The sequence below is a fragment of the Methylobacterium sp. Leaf89 genome (assembly GCF_001422215.1).
Classification (GTDB): Bacteria; Pseudomonadota; Alphaproteobacteria; order Rhizobiales; family Beijerinckiaceae; genus Methylobacterium.
The window spans coordinates 526,263-545,059 of sequence record NZ_LMML01000029.1 but is presented as its reverse complement, the minus strand read 5'-3'; the positions used below and the strand labels follow the sequence as shown (position 1 = coordinate 545,059).

The 18,797-nt window shown below is 70.9% G+C and carries 16 protein-coding genes; 11 read left to right on the top strand and 5 right to left on the bottom strand.

All coding sequences use genetic code 11. From position 1 onward, the window contains the following. Positions 1-47 precede the first annotated feature (47 nt). Both ASF18_RS17915 and ASF18_RS17910 read right to left on the bottom strand, forming a co-directional pair. Complete coding sequence (locus tag ASF18_RS17915) at positions 48-2,000, bottom strand: EAL domain-containing protein (protein WP_156649923.1); 1,953 nt, start codon at positions 1,998-2,000, stop codon at positions 48-50. A 441-nt stretch (positions 2,001-2,441) separates the two neighbouring features. Beyond that, positions 2,442-4,031 carry a catalase gene (locus ASF18_RS17910; RefSeq protein WP_056272931.1) on the bottom strand — a complete coding sequence of 530 codons (1,590 nt, stop codon included), beginning with the start codon at positions 4,029-4,031 and terminating at the stop codon, positions 2,442-2,444. Positions 4,032-4,181: 150 nt separating this feature from the next. On the opposite strand from ASF18_RS17910, the gene ASF18_RS17905 reads away from it, so the two are divergent. The 7 genes from ASF18_RS17905 to ASF18_RS17875 all read left to right on the top strand — a co-directional run bounded on the left by ASF18_RS17905 (position 4,182) and on the right by ASF18_RS17875 (position 12,754). Beyond that, complete coding sequence (locus ASF18_RS17905; RefSeq protein ID WP_056353622.1) at positions 4,182-5,156, top strand: LysR substrate-binding domain-containing protein; 975 nt, start codon at positions 4,182-4,184, stop codon at positions 5,154-5,156. 48 nt (positions 5,157-5,204) lie between these two features. Then, entirely contained in the window at positions 5,205-6,254 is a 1,050-nt protein-coding gene (locus ASF18_RS17900) for an AbrB family transcriptional regulator (RefSeq protein WP_056353619.1), read from the top strand. 1 nt (position 6,255) lies between these two features. Further along, positions 6,256-6,603, top strand: a complete 348-nt coding sequence (locus ASF18_RS17895; protein ID WP_056353616.1) for a diacylglycerol kinase — start codon at positions 6,256-6,258, stop codon at positions 6,601-6,603. Positions 6,604-6,699: 96 nt separating this feature from the next. Next, positions 6,700-8,262, top strand: coding sequence for a threonine ammonia-lyase, biosynthetic (gene ilvA, locus ASF18_RS17890; RefSeq protein WP_082487696.1), 1,563 nt, complete (start codon positions 6,700-6,702; stop codon positions 8,260-8,262). Positions 8,263-8,482: 220 nt separating this feature from the next. Next, positions 8,483-10,633, top strand: coding sequence for a methyl-accepting chemotaxis protein (locus tag ASF18_RS17885; protein WP_056272941.1), 2,151 nt, complete (start codon positions 8,483-8,485; stop codon positions 10,631-10,633). A gap of 145 nt (positions 10,634-10,778) precedes the next feature. After that, positions 10,779-11,675, top strand: coding sequence for a prolipoprotein diacylglyceryl transferase (gene lgt, locus ASF18_RS17880; RefSeq protein WP_056211418.1), 897 nt, complete (start codon positions 10,779-10,781; stop codon positions 11,673-11,675). Continuing rightward, a complete protein-coding gene (locus tag ASF18_RS17875; RefSeq protein ID WP_056353609.1) occupies positions 11,672-12,754 on the top strand; it encodes an SAM-dependent methyltransferase in 1,083 nt (360 codons plus the stop codon). The genes lgt and ASF18_RS17875 overlap by 4 nt, the downstream gene beginning before the upstream one ends. Before the next feature lie 106 nt (positions 12,755-12,860). On the opposite strand, the gene ASF18_RS23200 is transcribed toward ASF18_RS17875, so the two are convergent. Continuing rightward, on the bottom strand, positions 12,861-13,112 hold the full coding sequence (locus tag ASF18_RS23200) for a hypothetical protein (RefSeq protein ID WP_082487694.1): 252 nt from the start codon (positions 13,110-13,112) through the stop codon (positions 12,861-12,863). A 20-nt stretch (positions 13,113-13,132) separates the two neighbouring features. After that, the gene (locus tag ASF18_RS17870; protein ID WP_056353606.1) at positions 13,133-13,567 is read right to left on the bottom strand and encodes a GNAT family N-acetyltransferase; all 435 of its coding nucleotides are present in this window, start codon (positions 13,565-13,567) and stop codon (positions 13,133-13,135) included. A 482-nt stretch (positions 13,568-14,049) separates the two neighbouring features. Here ASF18_RS17870 and ASF18_RS17865 point away from each other — a divergent pair, with 482 nt between their 5' ends. The 4 genes from ASF18_RS17865 to rimM all read left to right on the top strand — a co-directional run bounded on the left by ASF18_RS17865 (position 14,050) and on the right by rimM (position 17,039). Further along, on the top strand, positions 14,050-14,274 hold the full coding sequence (locus ASF18_RS17865; protein WP_056210880.1) for a hypothetical protein: 225 nt from the start codon (positions 14,050-14,052) through the stop codon (positions 14,272-14,274). A 38-nt stretch (positions 14,275-14,312) separates the two neighbouring features. Then, on the top strand, positions 14,313-15,875 hold the full coding sequence (ffh, locus tag ASF18_RS17860) for a signal recognition particle protein (protein WP_056353602.1): 1,563 nt from the start codon (positions 14,313-14,315) through the stop codon (positions 15,873-15,875). Positions 15,876-15,979: 104 nt separating this feature from the next. Continuing rightward, positions 15,980-16,342, top strand: a complete 363-nt coding sequence (gene rpsP / locus ASF18_RS17855) for a 30S ribosomal protein S16 (protein WP_055957770.1) — start codon at positions 15,980-15,982, stop codon at positions 16,340-16,342. Positions 16,343-16,352: 10 nt separating this feature from the next. After that, positions 16,353-17,039 (top strand): ribosome maturation factor RimM, encoded by a 687-nt coding sequence (gene rimM / locus ASF18_RS17850; RefSeq protein WP_056353598.1) that lies wholly within the window; start codon positions 16,353-16,355, stop codon positions 17,037-17,039. Positions 17,040-17,157: 118 nt separating this feature from the next. On the opposite strand, the gene ASF18_RS17845 is transcribed toward rimM, so the two are convergent. Beyond that, positions 17,158-18,705, bottom strand: a complete 1,548-nt coding sequence (locus tag ASF18_RS17845) for a sensor domain-containing diguanylate cyclase (RefSeq protein ID WP_056353595.1) — start codon at positions 18,703-18,705, stop codon at positions 17,158-17,160. Between the last annotated feature and the right edge of the window lie 92 nt (positions 18,706-18,797).

The window sequence follows — 18,797 nt, the reverse complement described above, 5'->3', positions numbered from 1 at the left end:
TCAGGCCCGCTCGAGCGATCGAGCGGGCCTTTTTTCGGTTTCGGCGATCAGGCCTGCGCGACCGCGGGGTGCGCCGCGATCGTCCAACCGCTGGCCGCCCAGCCCTGCCGGGCGATGCGCGCGGTGAGATCGTTCTCGGTGATCCAGGCCAGGGTCTGCGTCGACGGCATGGCCCGGGCGAAGTGGTAGCCCTGTACGGCCGGGCATCCGAGCTGGCGCAGCAGCTGGAACTGCGCGTTCGTCTCCACCCCCTCCGCCAGGACCGTCACCCCGAGGGTGCGGGCGAAGGCCAGGATGGCCTCCAGGAGCACGCGGTCCCGGGGACTGTCGACGATCCCCTGGATAAAGCTCCGGTCGACCTTCAGGCCGTCGAAGCGCAGGTCGCGCAGCGACCCGACCGACGAGTAGGCCACCCCGAAATCGTCCACGATGATGCCCACCCCCATGTCGATCAGGGCGTCGACGTCCTTGCCGCCGCGCTCGTTCGAGTAGACCGCCTCCTCGGTGATCTCGAGGGCGATCCGGGCGGCGGACAGGCCGTGCCCGGTCAGTTCGGCCGCCACCATGTCGGCGATCGGATAGGCCCCGAACTCGTTGGGCGAGACGTTGACCGAGACCACGACGGACTCGTGCCCGTTCGCGTCGAGAACCTGCGCCATGCGGCAGGCCTGCCGCAGGATGGTCCGGGTCAGGGCCTGCGATCGACGGGTGGCGGCGGCGGCGGCGATCGCGTCCGGGGGAGAGATCCAGCCCAGCGCCGGATGCTTCCAGCGCAGGAGCGCCTCGACGCCCATGACGAGCCCGGTTTCGCAGTCGAGCTGCGGCTGGAACCAGGCCTGGACCGCGCCGCTCTCCAGCGCCTCGGGGAGATCCCGCTCGATGACGTGGCGGGCCTTCAGCTGCGCGCCCATGCTCGCGTGGAAGGGGCGCCAAGTGCCGCGTCCCGCCGTCTTGGCGGCATAGAGGGCAAGATCGGCCTGGCACTGCAGGTCGGTAAGGGTGTGGGCGTCACCCGGATACCGGGCGATGCCGACGCTGGCCCCGGCCTGCAGGGTGCGGCCGGATCCCGTGACGAGGACGGCGAGCTGCGCCACGATCTCCCCCGCCAGCCTCGGCCCGTCCTCCTTGCCGGACCGGTTGGAAATCAGGGCTGCGAACTCGTCGCCGCCGAGGCGGGCCACCACGGCATCCTCTCCGAGAATCCGCCTCAGGCGTGCGCCCGCCTCCACCAGGACCTCGTCGCCCACGGCATGCCCGAAGGTGTCGTTGATGACCTTGAAGCGGTCGAGATCGATCAGCAGAACCGAAAATCCCCTCCCATGCGCCGCCCCGTCCCTCAACCACGCCTCGAAGGCTGTCTGGTAGGCGGCCCGGTTGAGCAGGCCGGTCAGGTGATCGTGGGTCGCCGCGTATTCCACCCGGCGTAGGGCCTGTTCCGCGGCGATGTTGGCGGCCTTCAGCGATGCGGCCAGCTCCGTGGCTTCCAGCTTCAGGCGGCTCGACCGCAGGTAATGCATCTCCTGATCGGTCGCGTTGCGGATCATCAGCACCGCGAGGACGATCAGGTTCGCGGCGATGAACGGCGAGCTCGGCGCGTCCTCGACGAGGAACAGGACTGTCAGGATCGTGAGGCTCGGAAGCATGAAGGCGATGGCGGGCGCGCGGGACACCTTGCTCTGGATGACCCCGACGTTCAGGCTCCAGAAGGCCAGGGCGATCGCGACGGACTGGGTCTGTCCGTTCCAGGCGAGGCCGATCAGGGCCACGGCCCAGCACAGGCCCGAGAACAGGGCCCCGATCCACGCAAAGGCCAGGATCCGGCCCGGGTGCCGGGTGGCGTGGTCCCGCTTGAGCCATCGGGCGGCGATCAGAGCGCGGGCGAGATTGAGCAGACCGTTGAGGCCGACGAAGGCGAGGATGAGCCCACGCGGCACGAGGTCCCACATCATTCCGCCGAGGGACACCGAGACCAGAACGTTCGCGATCAACGTCGCAGGCATGCCCCGCAGAACCGCGCGCGCCCGATCGCGCTCGATGATCGTTTCGACGGAGTTTTTCTGGTTCGCGATCAATGCCGATCTCTAGTCCCGCGCCGCAATAGCCTGAAACTTCCTCATGCCTGGCATTTAGCGACCCGATCTGTAAACATATCGTGCTCAGTTCTGGAAACACCTTCGCTCATCACAATAACAGCTGCCGAATAGACTGCCCGACAAGCGTCAGTGCTCGGCGTTCCCAGAAGACGAATCCCGAGGTTCGCGACCGTCGCGCGATGTATTCGCCTCGCGTCCCGATGGATGTCGTCGCGTCGACCCCTCCGTTGAGGGCTCCTTCCGATCCACCCTCGACCTGCCGTGCACCGGGGACCGACCAACGAAAAAATCCCGCAGGGTCGCTTGACCCTGCGGGACTCGATCGGCCTTCGTTCTGGAACGGTCGGTTTACTCGGCGGCGATGCTGTGGGCCTGGCTGCCGTCGGTATAGGTCTCGGCCTGGAGGCGCTGGCCCGGAGCCGCGCGGCCTGGCAGCGGCGGCAGAGCACGGGCCTTCTCCAGGTCGATGCCTGCACCCTCGGCGACGCGGCGGCCGTAATCCTCATCGGCATGGAGGAAATGCCAGACCATCCGCAGCTGGATCGGCTCCGGGCACTGCTTCATGTCGCCGACGAGGTTGGCGATCAGGTCGTCGCGCTCCCAATCCTGGAATGAGCGGTAGCGCACGCCGGCCTGGGTGTAGTCGTCCTCGGTGCGCGAGGTCTGGTAGCGGCCGAGGTTGCCCTGTACCGGCTGGTGGTAGTCCTTGGCGGGCTTGGGAGCCTCCCGCAAACCCTCGGCCAGGGTCGAAGGCTCGTAGTTGATGTGGCGGTTCGGACCCGTGCCGTCGACGCCGTAGGTCATCTGGCCGTCGCGCTGGTTCGAATAGACTTTCACGCCCGGCTGCGGGGCGTTGATCGGCAGCTGCAGGTAGTTGGCGCCGACGCGGTAGCGCTGCGTGTCCGAGTAGGACAGCGTGCGCCCCTGGAGCATCTTGTCGTCCGAGAAGTCGATGCCGTCCACGAGGACGCCCGTGCCGAAGGCCGATTGCTCGACTTCCGCGAAGAAGTTGTCCGGCACGCGATCCAGCACCATGCGGCCCACCGGCAACAGGGGGAAGTCCTCCACCGGCCAGAGCTTGGTGTCGTCGAGGGGATCGAACGACAGGTGGTCGTTCGGGCCGTCGGGCATGATCTGCACGCAGAACTCCCACTCGGGGAAGTTGCCGGCCTTGATGTTGTCGTAGAGGTCACGGGTGGCGTGGCCGACATCCTTGGCCTGGATCTCGGACGCCTGGGCCGAGGTTAGGTTGCGGATGCCCTGCTTGGGCTCCCAGTGGAACTTGCACAGCACCGCTTCGCCCTGGTCGTTGACCAGCTTGTAGGTGTTGACGCCCGAGCCCTCCATCTCGCGATAGTTGGCGGGGATGCCCCAGGGCGACTTCAGGTGCGTCACCATGTGGATGGCTTCGGGGTGCTGCGCCACGAAGTCGAAGAAGCGCCACGCCTCCTGGCGGTTGGTCACCGGGTCCGGCTTGAACGCGTGGATCATGTCGGGGAACTTGATCGCGTCGCGGATGAAGAAGACCTTGAGGTTGTTGCCCACCAGGTCCCAATTGCCGTCGACGGTCTTGAACTTCACCGCGAAGCCGCGCGGGTCGCGCTCGGTCTCGGGCGACTCCTTGGCGCCGGCGACGGTGGAGAAGCGAACGAACATCGGGGTCTTCACGCCGGTCTCGTTCAGGACGCGGGCGCGGGTGTACTTGGAGGCGGGCTCGTTGCCGATCTTGCCATACGCCTCGAAGTAGCCGTGGGCGCCGGCGCCGCGGGCGTGGACCACGCGCTCCGGAATCCGCTCTCGGTCGAAATGGGTGATCTTCTCGATGAACTGGTAGTTCTCGAGGGTCGCCGGGCCGCGCTCGCCCACCGTCCGGGTGCTCTGGTTGTCGCGAACCGGGTGGCCTTGGCGGGTGGTGAGAATCGGGCGCTGATCGCTCATGCGGTGCTCTCTCGTTCGGAACAGATCGACGCGGCGGTGGCCGCATCCAGACCTTGGCTGAAAACCTGGAATGGTTCTGAGACAGCGTTATGGCCCGCCGCGAGCGATTTGGCTAATGCATCGTGGCGAACGCGATGATAGTCACAGCCTATGAATATGTCCGGCCTGTCCCTGCGGGATCTCGAATACGTCGTCGCCGTGGCGGAGGAGATGCATTTCGGCCGGGCTGCCGAGCGCTGCAACGTCAGCCAGCCGACCCTCAGCGTCCAGGTCCGCAAGCTGGAGGACCTCCTCGGCCTCGCCCTGTTCGAGCGCGGCAACCGCCGGGTGATGCTGACGCCGGCCGGGCAGACCATCGTGCGGCAGGCCCGCATCGTCATGGCGGAGGCCCAGCGCCTCCTCGTGCTGGCGAGCGAGGGGCGCGGCGCGCCGCTCACCGGCCGCCTCGTCCTGGCGGCGATCCAGACCCTTGGGCCCTACCTGTTCCCCCTGATCCTGCGCACCCTGCGCCAGGACTTCCCGCTCCTCGCCCTGGCGCTGAGCGAGGCGCGCACGGCCGAGATCCTCGAGGGCCTGCGCAACGGCCGGATCGACGCGGCCCTGGTCTCGCTGCCGGTCCCGGCCTCGGGGCTGACCGTGTCGCCGCTCTTCGTCGAGCCGTTCCAGCTCGCCTGCCCGGCCGAGCACCCCCTCGCCCGGGGCGGGGCGCTGCGGGCCACCGACATCGCCGGCCCCGACCTGCTCCTCCTCGACGAGGGCAATTGCCTGCGCGACCAGACCGTGGCCGCCTGCGGCGCCGGCTCGGCCGCCGGGCGCCACGCCACCAGCCTGGAGACCCTGCGCTCGATGGTGGCGGCGGGCGCCGGCTACACCCTGCTCCCGGCCCTGGCGGTGCCTTCCGGTCCCGATCCCAGCGGCCTCACGGTGACGCGCAGCTTCGACGTGGACGGGCCGGGGCGCACCGTCGCCCTGGCCTGGCGCACCAGCGATCCGCGGGCCGACGGCCTCGCGCACCTGGCGGCGTTCTTCCGGGCCCACGCGCCGGCGGGCACCACGGCCTGCCGGGACGACGGCATGCCCCGTCCGCGCGCCGGGCGCCGTGACAGCGTCAGCGATCCGGTGTAGCGCCCGGCGCGACGGGCGTTCCCTGCCCGGCCCATTCCCGGCATCACCGTGCTCTCACTGCGCTTCATCGGCCGTTGGGCGGCCCTCCTCGGCGCCTCCGGCCTGCTGGCCTACGGCCTCGACCGCGCGCATTTCCCGGCGGCCCTCCTGCTCGGGCCGATGGTGGCGGCGATCGCCTTCGGGGTCGGGGGCGCGAACCTGTCGGTGCCGAAGTTCGGCTTCCAGGCCGCCCAGGCGATGATCGGCTGCCTCGTCGCCCACACGGTGACGGGCGAGATCGTCGGCACCGTGGTGGATGACGGCTTCCTCATCCTCGCGGTGGTGCTCGTCACCGTCCTGGTCGGCGGGGCGGTCGGCTGGGCCCTGACCCGCCTGCGCATCCTGCCGGGGTCGACCGCCGCCTGGGGCTCGTCGCCCGGCGGCGCCGCCGCCATGGTGGCGATGTCGGAGGAATACGGCGCCGATCCGCGCCTCGTCGCCTTCATGCAGTACGTGCGCGTGGTCGCCGTGGTGCTCTCGGCCTCCGTCATGGCGCGCCTGCTCACCAACGTCTCCGACGTGGTCCCGGCCTCCGATCCCGTCACGGTGGCCCCGCTCGCCCTCCTGGCGACCCTGGCGGTCGCCGCCTGCGGCGCCGGCCTCGCCAAGCTCCTGCGCCTGCCCGCCTTCGCCCTGACCGGGCCGATGCTGCTCGGCGCCGCCCTGCACGCCTCCGGCCTGGTCTCGATGGCGCTGCCGATGCCGGTCCTCGACCTAGCCTATGCCACCATCGGCTGGTATGTCGGCCTGCGGTTCCGGCGCGAGACCCTGCGCGAGACGGTGAGCGCCATGCCGGGCATCGTCGTCGCCACCCTCGGGGTCATCGCCCTCTGCGGCGGCTGGGCCTACGGCCTGACCTTCCTGCTGCCCATCGACTTCCTGACCGCCTATCTCGCCACCAGCCCGGGCGGGCTCGATTCGGTGGCGATCATCGCGGTGGGCTCCAAGGTCGACGTCTCCTTCGTCCTGGCGGTGCAGACCCTGCGCCTGTTCGTGGTGCTGGTGACCGGCCCCATCGTGGCGAAGTGGATCGCCCGCGGCGCCCCGGCGGCGCCCTGAGATGCACGCCCTCTACCGTGCCTTCCTGAATTCCTGGCGCGGCCTCGTGCACGGCGCCCGGACCGAGCGCGCGGTGCGCCTCGAACTCGCGCTCCTCGCCCTCGGGGTTCCCCTGGCCCTCCTCCTCGGGTCGGGGCTCTGGGTCCGGGTCGCCCTGGTGGCGAGCCTGCTCCTGATGCTCGCCGCCGAGTTCCTGAACACCGCGGTGGAGAAGCTCTGCGACCACCTCCACCCGGCCCGGCACCCGAAGATCGGCATCGTCAAGGATCTCGCCTCGGCCGGGACCTTCTCCGCCCAGGGAATCGCCGCCCTGGTCTGGATCGCGGCCCTGATCGAGCGGCTCGCCTGACGGCGAGCGTTCCCGCTCAGCCACCCGCGACAGCGCCTCGCTCGCTTCTCATGCGCCGAGCGCCTATGTGCGGGGCGAGTCCCCTCGCGCCGCACCATTGCCGGAGCCCGTGTCTCCTTGACCGACTACATCCGCAAGATCCTCACCGCCCGCGTCTACGACGTCGCCATCGAGAGCCCGCTGGACCCGATGCCGCGCATGTCGGCGCGCCTCGCCCGCCCGGTGCTCCTGAAGCGCGAGGACCTGCAGCCGGTCTTCTCGTTCAAGCTGCGCGGCGCCTACAACAAGATGTCGGGCCTGGCTCCCGAGCTGCTGGCCAAGGGCGTCGTCTGCGCCTCGGCCGGCAACCATGCGCAGGGCGTGGCCCTGGCGGCCGCCCGCCTGAATGTCCGCGCCGTGATCGTGATGCCGCGCACCACCCCGGCGATCAAGGTCGACGCCTGCCGGGCGCGCGGGGCCGAGGTCATCCTGTTCGGCGATGCCTTCGACGAGGCTCTGGGCCATGCGCGGGAGCTCGAGGCGCGCGACGGCCTGACCTTCCTGCATCCCTTCGACGATCCCGACGTGATCGCCGGCCAGGGCACCATCGGGATGGAGATCCTGACCCAGCATTCCGGGCCGATCGAGGCGATCTTCGTGCCCGTCGGGGGCGGCGGCCTCGCGGCGGGCGTCGCCACCTTCGTGAAATACCTGCGGCCCGAAACCAAGGTCATCGGCGTCGAGCCGGACGATGCCGCCTGCATGGCCGCGGCGCTCGCGGCAGGGAAACGCGTGGTGCTGCCCACGGTCGGCCTGTTCGCGGACGGCGTCGCCGTGCGCGAGGCCGGCGCCGAGACCTTCCGGCTCTGCCGCGAGTACCTCGACGAGGTCATCACCGTCGACACCGACGCCATGTGCGCGGCGGTGAAGGACATCTTCGACGACACCCGCGCCATCTCGGAGCCCTCCGGCGCCCTGGCCCTGGCCGGCGCCAAGGCCTACGCCGCCCGGCAGGAGGGCGGCACCGGCACCCTGGTGGCGATCTCCAGCGGGGCGAACCTTAACTTCGACCGCCTGCGCCACATCGCCGAGCGCGCCGAGCTCGGCGAGCAGCGCGAGGTCCTGCTCGGCGTCACCATCCCCGAGCGGCCGGGCGCCTATCGCGCCTTCATCCAGACCCTCGGCCCCCGGGCGATCACCGAATTCAACTACCGCTACGCCGCCGGCGCCGACGCGCAGATCTTCGTGGGCATCAACCTCGCCGGCGGCCTGCGGGAGAAGCATGCCCTCATCGATTCGCTGAAGGCCGCCGGCTACCGCACCGTCGACATGAGCGACAACGAGATGGCCAAGGTCCACATCCGCTACATGGTGGGCGGACGCGCCACGGGCCTCGCCGACGAGCGGCTCTACCGCTTCCAGTTTCCCGAGCGGCCGGGGGCGCTGATGAAGTTCCTCGACGCCCTGGGCGACGGCTTCGCCATCACGCTGTTCCACTACCGCAACCATGGCGCCGATTACGGCCGGGTCCTCGCCGGCATCGACGTACCGCCGGCCGAGCGCGCCCGCTTCGATGCGGCGATCGAGGCCCTGCACTACCCGTGCGTCGACGAGACCGACAACCCGGCCTACCGGATGTTCCTGGACGACGGCCAGGGCATGGCCGGCGTCGCGGCCTGAAGCAGGCCGGCGGCATCGCCGGATCAGGGGCAGTGGTGAACGAGGTGTCGATCGCCCGCACGTCCCTTCGTCCGCGCAGCCACAAGACTTGACAAGCGCTGGGCGGTTGTCGCGCACGGACTGGAATTCTGGATACGCTGCCAGATTGTCCCGAACGAAAGTTTTAATTCAACATTTCTCCGTAGCAACGACGTCCGCACATCCTCTTCGGGCGTATCCCATGGCACGTTTGACCAGCCTCAACTTTCGTCTGCCCGCGATCACCGTCGGTCTGGCCCTCGTCAGCGCCACGGTGATGGGCGGGCTGAGCTGGTACAGCGCCCGCTCCGGCCTGGTCGACGCGGCCCGGGAACGCCTCCAGTTCGCCGCCTCGGCCCGGAAGGCGGGGATCGAGCTGATCGCCGAACGGATCGGCGGCGACCTCGTCACGGTGGCGGGCAATCCGCAGGTCGGCGGCAACTTCGGTGATCTGGCCGAAGCTCTCGACCCCGCCAAGCCCGACTTCGCCGGGCTCGTCCGGACCTATACGGGTGGCGCGAACCTCGAGGCGCGCCTCGGGGCGGAGGCTTCGGGCACGATGTACGGGCGCCGCCACGCCAAGGTGCAGGAGGTCGCCCGCAAGCTTCTCGAGCGCCCGGGCTACGCCGATCTCGTCTTCGTGTCCGAGGACGGGCGCGTCGTCTACACCACCACCAAGGGCGCCGATTTCGGCCAGGCCCTGTCCGAGCCCGCGCTGGCCTCGACCGGCCTCGCCCGCCTGGTGGCGCGCCTGAAGAGCGCCGATTCCGACGCGACGCTGTACGAGGACTACGCCGCCTATCCGGCGGAGGCCGTCCCGTCGGCCTTCATCGGCCGGGCCATCGCCCGCCGCGCCAACGTCGCCATGGGCACCGGCCAGGAGGCCGCGCGCATCGGGTTCGTCCTCCTGCGCCTGACTCCCGCCCTGTTCGATCGCACCCTCGCGGACCGCGCCGGCCTCGGCGAGACCGGCCAGATCCTGGCGGTGGGCGCCGACGGCGCCCTGCGGTCCAACCCGCCCCTGTCCCCGGCCGTCACGGCCGGCAAGCCCGCGACCGACCTCGGCCTCGACAAAGCGGAGCTCGCCAGCGAGCACCCCTTCACCTACGCCAACGGGAGCGACCGTCGGATGGTGGCGACCGCCAAGGTCTCGGTGCTCGGCGCCCCCTGGACGATCCTGGCCGAGCAGGCCGAGGACGAGACCCTCACGGCGGTGGGCACCCTCACCCGGGCCCTGGCGGTCACGGCCCTCGCCGTCCTCGCCGCCACGGCGATCCTCGGCCTCCTCTTCGCCCGCACCATCGTGGGTCCCCTCGGCGCGCTGACCCGGGCCCTGCAGGCGCTGGCCCGGCGCGAATCCCTGGCCGAGGTGCCGGGCAGCCGGCGTGCCGACGAGATCGGCGACATCGCCCGGGCCGTCGTCACCATCCGCGACATCTCTTTGGAGGAGGCCGCGCAGCAGCTGAAGACCACCGAGGCGGCGCGCCTGCGGGAGGAGACGGAGCGGCGGACCCTGCTCCGCGACCTCGCGGACCGCTTCGAGCGCTCCGTGGGCGGCATCGTCGGCACGGTTTCGCAGGCCTCCGGCGACCTGCAGGGCGCCGCCACCGGCATGACCGAGGCGGTGGCCGGCACGGCCCGGCGCTCGACTTCCGTGGCGGCCACCGCGCAGGAGACCGCGGGCAACGTCAACGCCGTGGCGGTGGCGGCCGAGGAGCTCGGCGCCACGGTCGGCGAGATCGGCCGCCAGGTCGAACAGGCCGCGACCATGTCGGCCCAGGCCGTGGACGAGGCTGGCCGCACCGCCGCCACCATGCAGACCCTGTCCGAAGCCGCGACCCGGATCGGCGACGTGGTCGGCCTCGTCTCGCAGATCGCCAGCCAGACCAACCTGCTGGCCCTGAACGCCACCATCGAGGCGGCGCGGGCCGGCGAGGCGGGCCGCGGCTTCGCGGTCGTCGCCGCGGAGGTGAAGAACCTCGCCGAGCAGACCAGCCGCGCCACCACGGAGATCGCCGAGCAGGTCGATGCCATCCGTTCGGCCACCACCGGCGCCACCGGGGCGATCCGCAGCATCGTCACGCGGATCGAGGGCATGAGCTTCGTCACCAGCAGCATCGCCGCCGCGGTGGAGGAGCAGGGCGTGACGACCCAGGAGATCGTGCGCAACATGGGCCAGGCCTCCTCGGGCACCGGTGCCATGAGCCAGGACATCGAGGCGGTGGCCCGCTCGGCCGCCGAGGCCGGCGCGACGGCGGACCAGGTTCAGCGCGCCTCCGCAGACCTCTCGCGGCAGTCCGAGCAGCTGCGCACGGAAGTGGCGAGCTTCCTCGCCACCGTCCGGGCCGCCTGATCGCGGCGGCCGGCGGTGGACCGCCGGGAGGTGATCGGGGAGGCTTGGTTACAGGGCGGGCGGCGGGGCCGGCCATGTCCGTGGCGGGGTTGACCCCCGGGCGGGCTCGGGCCCAATGCCCCGGCTCAACCGGGACACCGCCTCGATGCCGCCGCTCTTCGCCCTGCCCTTCCCCGCCATCGATCCGGTGGCGGTGGCGATCGGGCCGATCACCATCAAGTGGTACGCCCTCGCCTACATCGTCGGCCTGCTGGGCGGCTGGTACTATGCCCGCCGGCTGGTGGCGGCGGACCGCTACTGGGGCGTGGTGCGGCGCCCGAGCCTGAACGACATCGACGACCTCATCGTCTGGGTGGCGCTGGGCGTCGTGCTGGGCGGCCGCATCGGCTACGTACTGTTCTACAACCTGCCGCTCTACATCGCCGACCCCATCGAGATCCTGGCCATCCGCAACGGCGGCATGTCGTTCCACGGCGGCTTCCTCGGCGCCGTGCTGGCCATGGTGCTGTTCGCCCGCTCCCGGAAGCTCCAGGCCCTCACCCTCCTCGACCTCGCCGCCGTCGTGGTGCCGATCGGGCTGTTCTTCGGGCGGATCGCCAACTTCGTGAACGGCGAGCTCTGGGGCCGCATCGCCCCGGACTTTCCCTACGCCATCGTGTTTCCCACCGGCGGCCCCCTGCCCCGACACCCGAGCCAGCTCTACGAGGCGGCCACCGAGGGTGCTCTCCTGTTCGTGGTGATGATGATCGCGGTGCGGGCCCGCGGCTTCCGCAGGCCCGGCCTCATGGGCGGCATCTTCGTCCTCGGCTACGCCGTCGCGCGCACGTTCTGCGAGTTCTTCCGCGAGCCCGACCGCCAGCTCGGCTACCTGTTCGGCACCGAGACCTGGTCCACCGGCGGCATCACCATGGGCATGGTGCTCTGCGTGCCGATGGCGCTCGTCGGCCTCGCCGCCATCGTCCTGGCCCTGCGCGGCACCACCCGCCCGCGCGTGGCGATCGAGGACGGGGCGGCGTCGCCCGCAAAGGTCGATCCGGCGTGACGAGCCCGCTCTTCGCCGCGATCCGCGACGAGATCCTGGCCTCGGGTCCGATCGGACTCGACCGCTACATGACCCTCTGCCTCGGACATCCGGTGCATGGCTACTACCGCACCCGCGACCCCCTCGGGGCGCGGGGCGATTTCGTCACTGCCCCCGAGATCAGCCAGATGTTCGGCGAGCTGATCGGGATCTGGATCGCGGCGACCTGGGAGGCGATGGGCGCTCCCCCCGACCTCGCCCTGGTGGAGCTCGGCCCCGGTCGCGGCACCCTGATGCAGGACGCCCTGCGGGCGCTGTCCCGCGCCGCGCCGGCCCTGCGCCCGGCCCTGCACCTCGTGGAGACGAGCCCGGTGCTCCGGGGCGAGCAGAAATCCCGCCTGTCGAGGGCGGCCCCGACCTGGCACGAATCCCTCGACACCCTGCCGCACGGCCCGAGCCTCGTGGTCGCCAACGAGTTCTTCGACGCCCTCCCCATCCGCCAGTTCCAGCGGGCCGAACGCGGCTGGTTCGAGCGCCTCGTCGGCCTCTCGCCGGACGGCAGCGCCCTCGCCTTCGGCCTGGCGGCGGAGCCCGACACGCGCATCGCCGCGAGCGGCCCCACCGGCGTCCTGATGACCCTGCCAAGCGCCGCCCTGGAAGCCGTGCGCGGCCTCGCCCGCCGCGTGGTCGCCCACCGGGGCGCCGTCCTCCTGGTGGATTACGGTCATGTCCGGCCGGGCTTCGGCGATTCGCTCCAGGCCGTGCGCGGCCACGCCTTCGTTCCGCCCCTGGCCGCCCCCGGCGAGGCCGACCTCACCACCCACGTGGATTTCACCGCCCTCAGCCGGGCCGCCACCGGCGAAGGGGCGATCCTGCACGGCCCCGTGGACCAGCGCGACTTCCTTCTGGCGCTGGGCCTGCGCGAGCGCGCCGAGGGGCTGGGCCGGACCGCGAGCGAGGCGCAGCGCGAGGCCATCACGGCGGCGGCGAACCGCCTGACCGACCCGTCCCGGCGCGGCATGGGCAGCCTGTTCAAGGCGATGGCGTTCTCGGACGCGACGCTCGCGGCGCTGCCGGGGCTTCCGCCGGCGGGGCGCTGATCGGACAGGTCGGCTCAGTGGGCGCGGCGGGCGAACCACAGGGTCCCGAGGCCCAGCGCCAGGGCGCCGAGTGGGAACAGCAGCAGCGTCAGGGTATGGGCGTCCATTACCGGAGTTCCCGCAGAAAACCTCTTGCCGCCCAATGTAGGGCTCCGCTGACGCAGATGCAAAGCAGCGACAGCACGGGCGTCAGCCAGGGCCTGTCCGGTGCCGCCGCCCCTGCGCCGCGCTGGGAAAAGAGTGGTGCCAAACCACCAACCGCGAGAACGGCGATGGCCACGCCATTCACGTAGGTGGCCGTCAGCTTCGCGCGTTCATTTGCGATCAATTGCGTCCTGGAATCGTGCGGCTCGCCCATGGCGTCTCAGCAAGGTTAGTTCAGGTTGGCGTCGCGATACGCGGGTTGGCGACATGCGTCGTGAGGGAGTGATCCGCCGACACCGAGCTCGTGGCTTTTGCCAGCCTGGACAGATCGCGCCAGCCATACGCCACCTCTGCCAGGGCCACGTCGCCGCTCGGGTCGATCGCTTCCCCCACGATCTCCCCACCCAGCCGCTCGTAGAACGCGCGCGCGCCGACGTTCTCGCGCAGCACCCAGACGCTCGCGGTGGACAAGCCGCGATCCATCAGGGTCGTCCCCATCCACCGCATCAGGCGACGGCCCAATCCCCGGCGCTGATGATCCTGCCGTAGATAGAGCGCGCTGATCTCGCCATCAAATCCGGCCGTCCGCAGCGTGGCGTCCCGCTGGCTGCCACAGGACGCGAGGCCGACGAGACCGCCGCCCTCCTCGGCTACAAGGACGGCGACCACCCCCCCGCGCCGCAGGAGCGTCGAGGATCGTTTGCCATCGTGCGACCCGCGCCGCGACGGAGAGGTCCGCCAGCAGGGTCTCGGGCAACAGCCCGGCATAGGATTCGTGCCAGGATGCGACATGCAGATGCCCCATGGCCGACGCGTCGTCCGGGGCGGCGTCACGGATCTGAACGGAACGCACGAGGCCTCCTGGCGAATCAACGCTTCGCCGCATTTTCGCACGCGACTGAAAGGAAGCGATCCCTTCCTTCGATCCGACCGAGATCAACGAAGGAATGGCGCGGCACCCGCAAAACTTGACTTGGGCCCGCCGTCGGACTAACCGCCTCCCTATTCATTCGACGGTCTGATCGTCACCACGAACGCCGACCGGCCCTGCGAGGCCGGAGGTCAACGCCCGACAGCGCGATGCGCCCTCGGGCGGGTTTCGCGTTGGGGACAGGGCGTCGGCCCCGGCCACACCGTCGTCGCGAGTCCCGATGCCCAACGCTGCCGCGAACACGACCCTGCGCATCGAGGATGCGGTGAACGACACCTGCCCGTGGTCGGGCAAGCCGATCGCGGCCGATTCGCTCACCCTCTACAACGGCGCGGTGGTGGGCTTCTGCGACCCGGGCTGCCGGGACAAGTTCGCCCAGGCGATCCGCGGCTTCGAGGACGCGCTCCAGGCGCGCCGGGCCGAGAGCGCGGGCGTCAACCAGTGACCGGTCCGACGACGATGCCGGTCCAGGGAGCCTGACGCATGTTCGAAGGCCTGTCCGATCGCCTCTCCGCAATCCTCTCCGGCCTCACGCGCCGCGGCGCCCTCACCGAGGCCGACGTCACCGCCGCCCTGCGCGAGGTCCGGCGCGCCCTGCTGGAGGCCGACGTCGCCCTCGAGGTGGTGCGCGGCTTCACCGAGAAGGTGCGCGAGAAGGCCGTCGGCGCCGTCGTCCTCAAGTCGGTCACCCCCGGCCAGATGGTCGTCAAGATCGTCAACGACGAACTCGTGGCGATGCTGGGCTCGGAAGCCGGCATCATCGATCTCAACGCCCCCGCCCCCGTCGCCATCCTGATGGTCGGCCTGCAGGGCTCGGGCAAGACCACCACCACCGCCAAGATCGCCCGCCGGCTGGTCGCCCGCGACAAGCGCCGGGTGCTGCTGGCCTCCCTCGACACCCGCCGCCCGGCCGCCATGGAGCAGCTCGCGATCCTGGCCAAGCAGGTCGAAGTCGAGAGCCTGCCGATCGTCGCCGGCCAGTCGGCGGTTCAGATCGCCCGGCGCGCCATGGACGCGGCCCGCCTCGGCGGCTTCGACGTGGTCATGCTCGACACCGCCGGCCGCATCACCCTCGACGAGGCGCTGATGGCGGAGGCGGCCGAGGTCAAGGCCGCCACCAACCCGCACGAGGTGCTCCTCGTCGCCGACGCCCTCACCGGCCAGGACGCGGTCAACACCGCCCGCGCCTTCGACGAGCGCCTCGGCGTCACCGGCATCGTGCTGACCCGCATGGACGGCGATTCCCGCGGCGGCGCGGCCCTGTCGATGCGCGCCGTCACCGGCAAGCCGATCAAGCTCGTCGGCACCGGTGAGAAGGTCGATGCCCTGGAGGAGTTCCACCCCTCCCGCGTCGCCAACCGCATCCTCGGCATGGGCGACATCGTCTCCCTCGTCGAGAAGGCGGCCGAGACCATCGACCACGAGCAGGCGCTCCGCACCGCGGAGAAGATGCGCAAGGGCAAGTTCGACCTCGACGACCTGTCGATGCAGCTCGCCCAGATGGAGAAGATGGGCGGCATCGGCGGCCTGATGGGCATGCTTCCCGGCATGGGCCAGATGAAGAAGCAGGTCGAGAACGCCAACCTCGACGAGAAGATGTTCAAGCGCCAGCGGGCCATCATCTCGTCGATGACCGCCCAGGAGCGGAAGAATCCCGACATCCTCAAGAATTCCCGCAAGAAGCGCATCGCGGCGGGCTCGGGGACGAAGGTGGAGGAGCTGAACAAGCTCCTCAAGATGCACCGGACCATGGCCGACATGATGAAGGCGATGGGCTCGGGCAAGCGCGGCATCGGCCAGGCCCTCGGCTCGATGTTCGGCATGGGGGGTGGTGGAATGCCGGGCGGCATGCCCGGCCTGCCCCCCGGCATGCCGGAGCCGACGCCGGAAATGATCGCCGACATGCAGAAGCAGCTCGGCGGCAAGCTCCCCCCGATGCCTCCGGGCCTCGGGGGCAAGATGCCGGGCCTGCCCGGGCTCGGGGGTCCCAAGGGCCCCGGCGGCCTGCCGGGTCTCGGCGGATTCCCCTTCGGGAAGAAGAAGTAGCGACGGGGGCGTAGCGCATAGCGAGTCGGGTTCGCGCCCACGGACTCGCCATTCGCTACGCGCGCCTCGCCCTCACACGACACACTGACCTTTGGAGTAGAACCATGTCCCTCAAGATCCGTCTCACCCGTGGCGGCGCCAAGAAGCGCCCGTACTACCGCATCGTCGTCGCCGACGCCCGCGCCCCCCGCGACGGCCGCTTCATCGACAAGGTCGGCGTCTACGACCCGATGAAGGCCAAGGACGATCCGGCCCGCATCGTGCTCGAGGCCGACAAGATCCAGGCCTGGCTCGCCAAGGGCGCCCAGCCCACCGACCGCGTCCTGCGCTTCCTCGACGCCGCCGGCCTCGCCAAGCGCCCCGCGCGCAACAACCCGCAGAAGGCCGAGCCGGGCGAGAAGGCCAAGGAGCGCGCCGCCAAGCGTGCCGAGAAGGCCGCCGCCCCGGCCGAAGACGCCGCGGCCTGAGGTCCCCCGCATGGCCCGTCGTCCCGGAGGCACATCGACCCACGGTGACGGCGGGCGCCGTGCGCGGCCCGGCCGCATCGGCAGCGCGGCGGCCACCTCGGCCCACCGGCCGCGGCCCGAGGCCGACGCGCCCCTGCCGCCCACCGACCCGAGCCTCGTCCAGATGGGCGAGTTCGGGCGGGCGCACGGGCTCAACGGCGAGGTCCGGCTGAAATCCTACACCGGCGACCCGCAGGCGATCGCGTCCTACGGGCCGCTGATCGGCGCCGACGGCCGCCGCGTCGAACTCACGGACGTCCGGCAGGCCGGCGGCGCCTCCCCCGACCTGCTGATCGTGCGGGTGAAGGGCGTCGGCGACCGCACCGGCGCGGAAGGCCTCAACCGCCTCGCCCTGTACCTTCCGCGCGAGCGTCTCGGCACCGTGTCGGACGCGGACGAATTCTTCACCGCCGACCTCGTCGGCCTCGCGGTGGTCGACACGCAGGGCACGGTCCTGGGCACCGTCGCGGACGTGCCGAACTACGGCGGCGGCGATCTCCTGGAGATCAAGCCGGCCCTGGGCGGCGCCACCGCCCTCCTGCCCTTCACCAAAATCTTCGTGCCCGAGCTCGACATCGCCGGCGGCCGCGTCGTGGTCGATCCGCCGGAGGACCTGTTCGCCCCGGCCCAGCCGCGCCCCCCGGACGAGCCCGCCTGAGGGGAAGGCGGCCGCGCGATCGCGCCGACGCCGCCGATTCCCGAAATCCCTCTTCCCCGGACGGGAAAGAGTCCTCCGCCTGCGATCTCCGCACCCGGCCGCGCGACGCACCCGGCCCTCAGGCGGCGTCGGCCTGCGCGCCCGGTGCCTCCTCGCCCGGTGCGCGCGCGCTCCGCGGCGGACCGATGCAGGTCCGGTTGCGACCACTCCCCTTCGCGGCGTAGAGCGCCGCGTCGGCGACGCGGTAGAGCTCTCTGGCCCCTCTCGCCCCCGCGCGGACCGACGCGGTGCTGGCCAGGCCGATGCTCACCGTCAGGGCGCCCGCCGGGATGCCGGCGGCGGGAAGCCCGAGGCGGCGGACTTCGGCATGGACGGCGTCGGCCACCCGCTGGGCGCCCGCCCCGTCCGTTCCGGCGAGCAGCATCACGAACTCCTCGCCGCCCACCCGGCAGACGAGATCGCCCGGGTGGCGCGCACTCGCCAGGAGGCAGCGCGCCAATCCCTCCAGGACCTCGTCCCCGACGGCGTGTCCGTGGCGGTCGTTCACGGCCTTGAAGTGATCGGCGTCGATGACCAGCAGGGAGAACGGCGCGCCGCCGGAGCGACCCGACCGTTCGACATCCGCCAGGGCCTCCTCGAAGCGGCGCCGGTTCGGCAGGCCGGTCAGCGGATCGGTGAGGGAGAGGCGCGCCAGTTCCACCTGCATCCGTCCCCTGTGCCGGAGCTCGCGCCCGAAGAGCAGCGAAAGGCCGGCGCAGAGCCCGCACAGGATCGACACGATGCTGCCGATCACCAGCGCCTTGGCGCGCCACTCGGCATCGATCTCGTCGGGCGCCAGGGTCACGGCGAGGATCAGGGGGAGGTCGCCGATCCGCGTGAAGGTGTGGTGGCGCGGCTCGCTGCTGCGGACGGCGCTGCCGAGGAAGCTGCCGCTGCCCTCCCGCACGAAGCGCTGGAAGGACGGCGAGGCCGCGACGCTATCCCCGATCGCGCCTTCGAAGAAGGGGTGCCGCATGATGCGCCGCCCGTCGCGGGCGTAGAGGTTGATCGCGCCCTTGGCGCCGAGGGCGAGATTGGCGAACAGGCGGCTGAAATAGGTGAGCTTCAGGGAGGCCTGGACCACGCCCCCGAAGCTGCCGTCCGGCTTGTTGATCCGGCGGCTGAGCACGATGATGGAGACGCCGAGCATCCGCGAGGTCATGGGCTCGCTGATGAACAGGCCGAGGTCGGGCCGGTCGCGATGGGCGCGGAAATAGCTCCGGTCGGCGTTGTTCAGGGGCCGGGCGGGAAGCGCGTTCGCGTCGTAGACGGTGTCGCCGTTCTCGTCGACCACGAGGAAGACCCCCATGTCCCGCGCCGTCACGGCCCGGTCGAAGAGGATGAGCTGGCGCAGGGCCGGGCTCACGGCCGAGAAGCCCGGCGCCGAGAGGCTGTCGACGGCGCCGCGCAGGGAGAGGTCGATGATCTCGACGTTGCGCGCGATGTCGCGCTCGATGACCTGGAGCAGGTTGCGGGAGGTCTGCGCGGCCTTGTCCCAGGCATCGTTGCGAAGGTCGACCAGCATCAGGCCGGACACCACGAGGAGGCCGAGAGGCGCCAGGACGCCGAGTCCGATCCAGGCTCGTGCCGCGCGCAGGCGGCCCGTGAGATCCGGCAGCATCCGCATCGGCGACTCTGAAACCTCCGGTTGTGCAGTCCGGACTCAGATGCCATGGAAAGTCCTAAGCGGAGCTTGTCGGTCCCGAAGCCGGAAACCGA

What these genes read in the sequence shown, in the direction of transcription:
- ASF18_RS17910 (WP_056272931.1), bottom strand. Translation starts at nt 4,031, where the DNA reads ATGAGCGATCAGCGCCCGATTCTCACCACCCGCCAAGGCCACCCGGTT.
- ffh (WP_056353602.1), top strand. Translation starts at nt 14,313, where the DNA reads ATGTTCGAAGGCCTGTCCGATCGCCTCTCCGCAATCCTCTCCGGCCTC.
- ASF18_RS17865 (WP_056210880.1), top strand. Translation starts at nt 14,050, where the DNA reads ATGCCCAACGCTGCCGCGAACACGACCCTGCGCATCGAGGATGCGGTG.
- ASF18_RS23200 (WP_082487694.1), bottom strand. Translation starts at nt 13,112, where the DNA reads ATGGGCGAGCCGCACGATTCCAGGACGCAATTGATCGCAAATGAACGC.
- rimM (WP_056353598.1), top strand. Translation starts at nt 16,353, where the DNA reads ATGGCCCGTCGTCCCGGAGGCACATCGACCCACGGTGACGGCGGGCGC.
- lgt (WP_056211418.1), top strand. Translation starts at nt 10,779, where the DNA reads ATGCCGCCGCTCTTCGCCCTGCCCTTCCCCGCCATCGATCCGGTGGCG.
- ASF18_RS17905 (WP_056353622.1), top strand. Translation starts at nt 4,182, where the DNA reads ATGAATATGTCCGGCCTGTCCCTGCGGGATCTCGAATACGTCGTCGCC.
- ASF18_RS17885 (WP_056272941.1), top strand. Translation starts at nt 8,483, where the DNA reads ATGGCACGTTTGACCAGCCTCAACTTTCGTCTGCCCGCGATCACCGTC.
- ASF18_RS17845 (WP_056353595.1), bottom strand. Translation starts at nt 18,705, where the DNA reads ATGCGGATGCTGCCGGATCTCACGGGCCGCCTGCGCGCGGCACGAGCC.
- rpsP (WP_055957770.1), top strand. Translation starts at nt 15,980, where the DNA reads ATGTCCCTCAAGATCCGTCTCACCCGTGGCGGCGCCAAGAAGCGCCCG.
- ASF18_RS17895 (WP_056353616.1), top strand. Translation starts at nt 6,256, where the DNA reads ATGCACGCCCTCTACCGTGCCTTCCTGAATTCCTGGCGCGGCCTCGTG.
- ASF18_RS17915 (WP_156649923.1), bottom strand. Translation starts at nt 2,000, where the DNA reads ATGCCTGCGACGTTGATCGCGAACGTTCTGGTCTCGGTGTCCCTCGGC.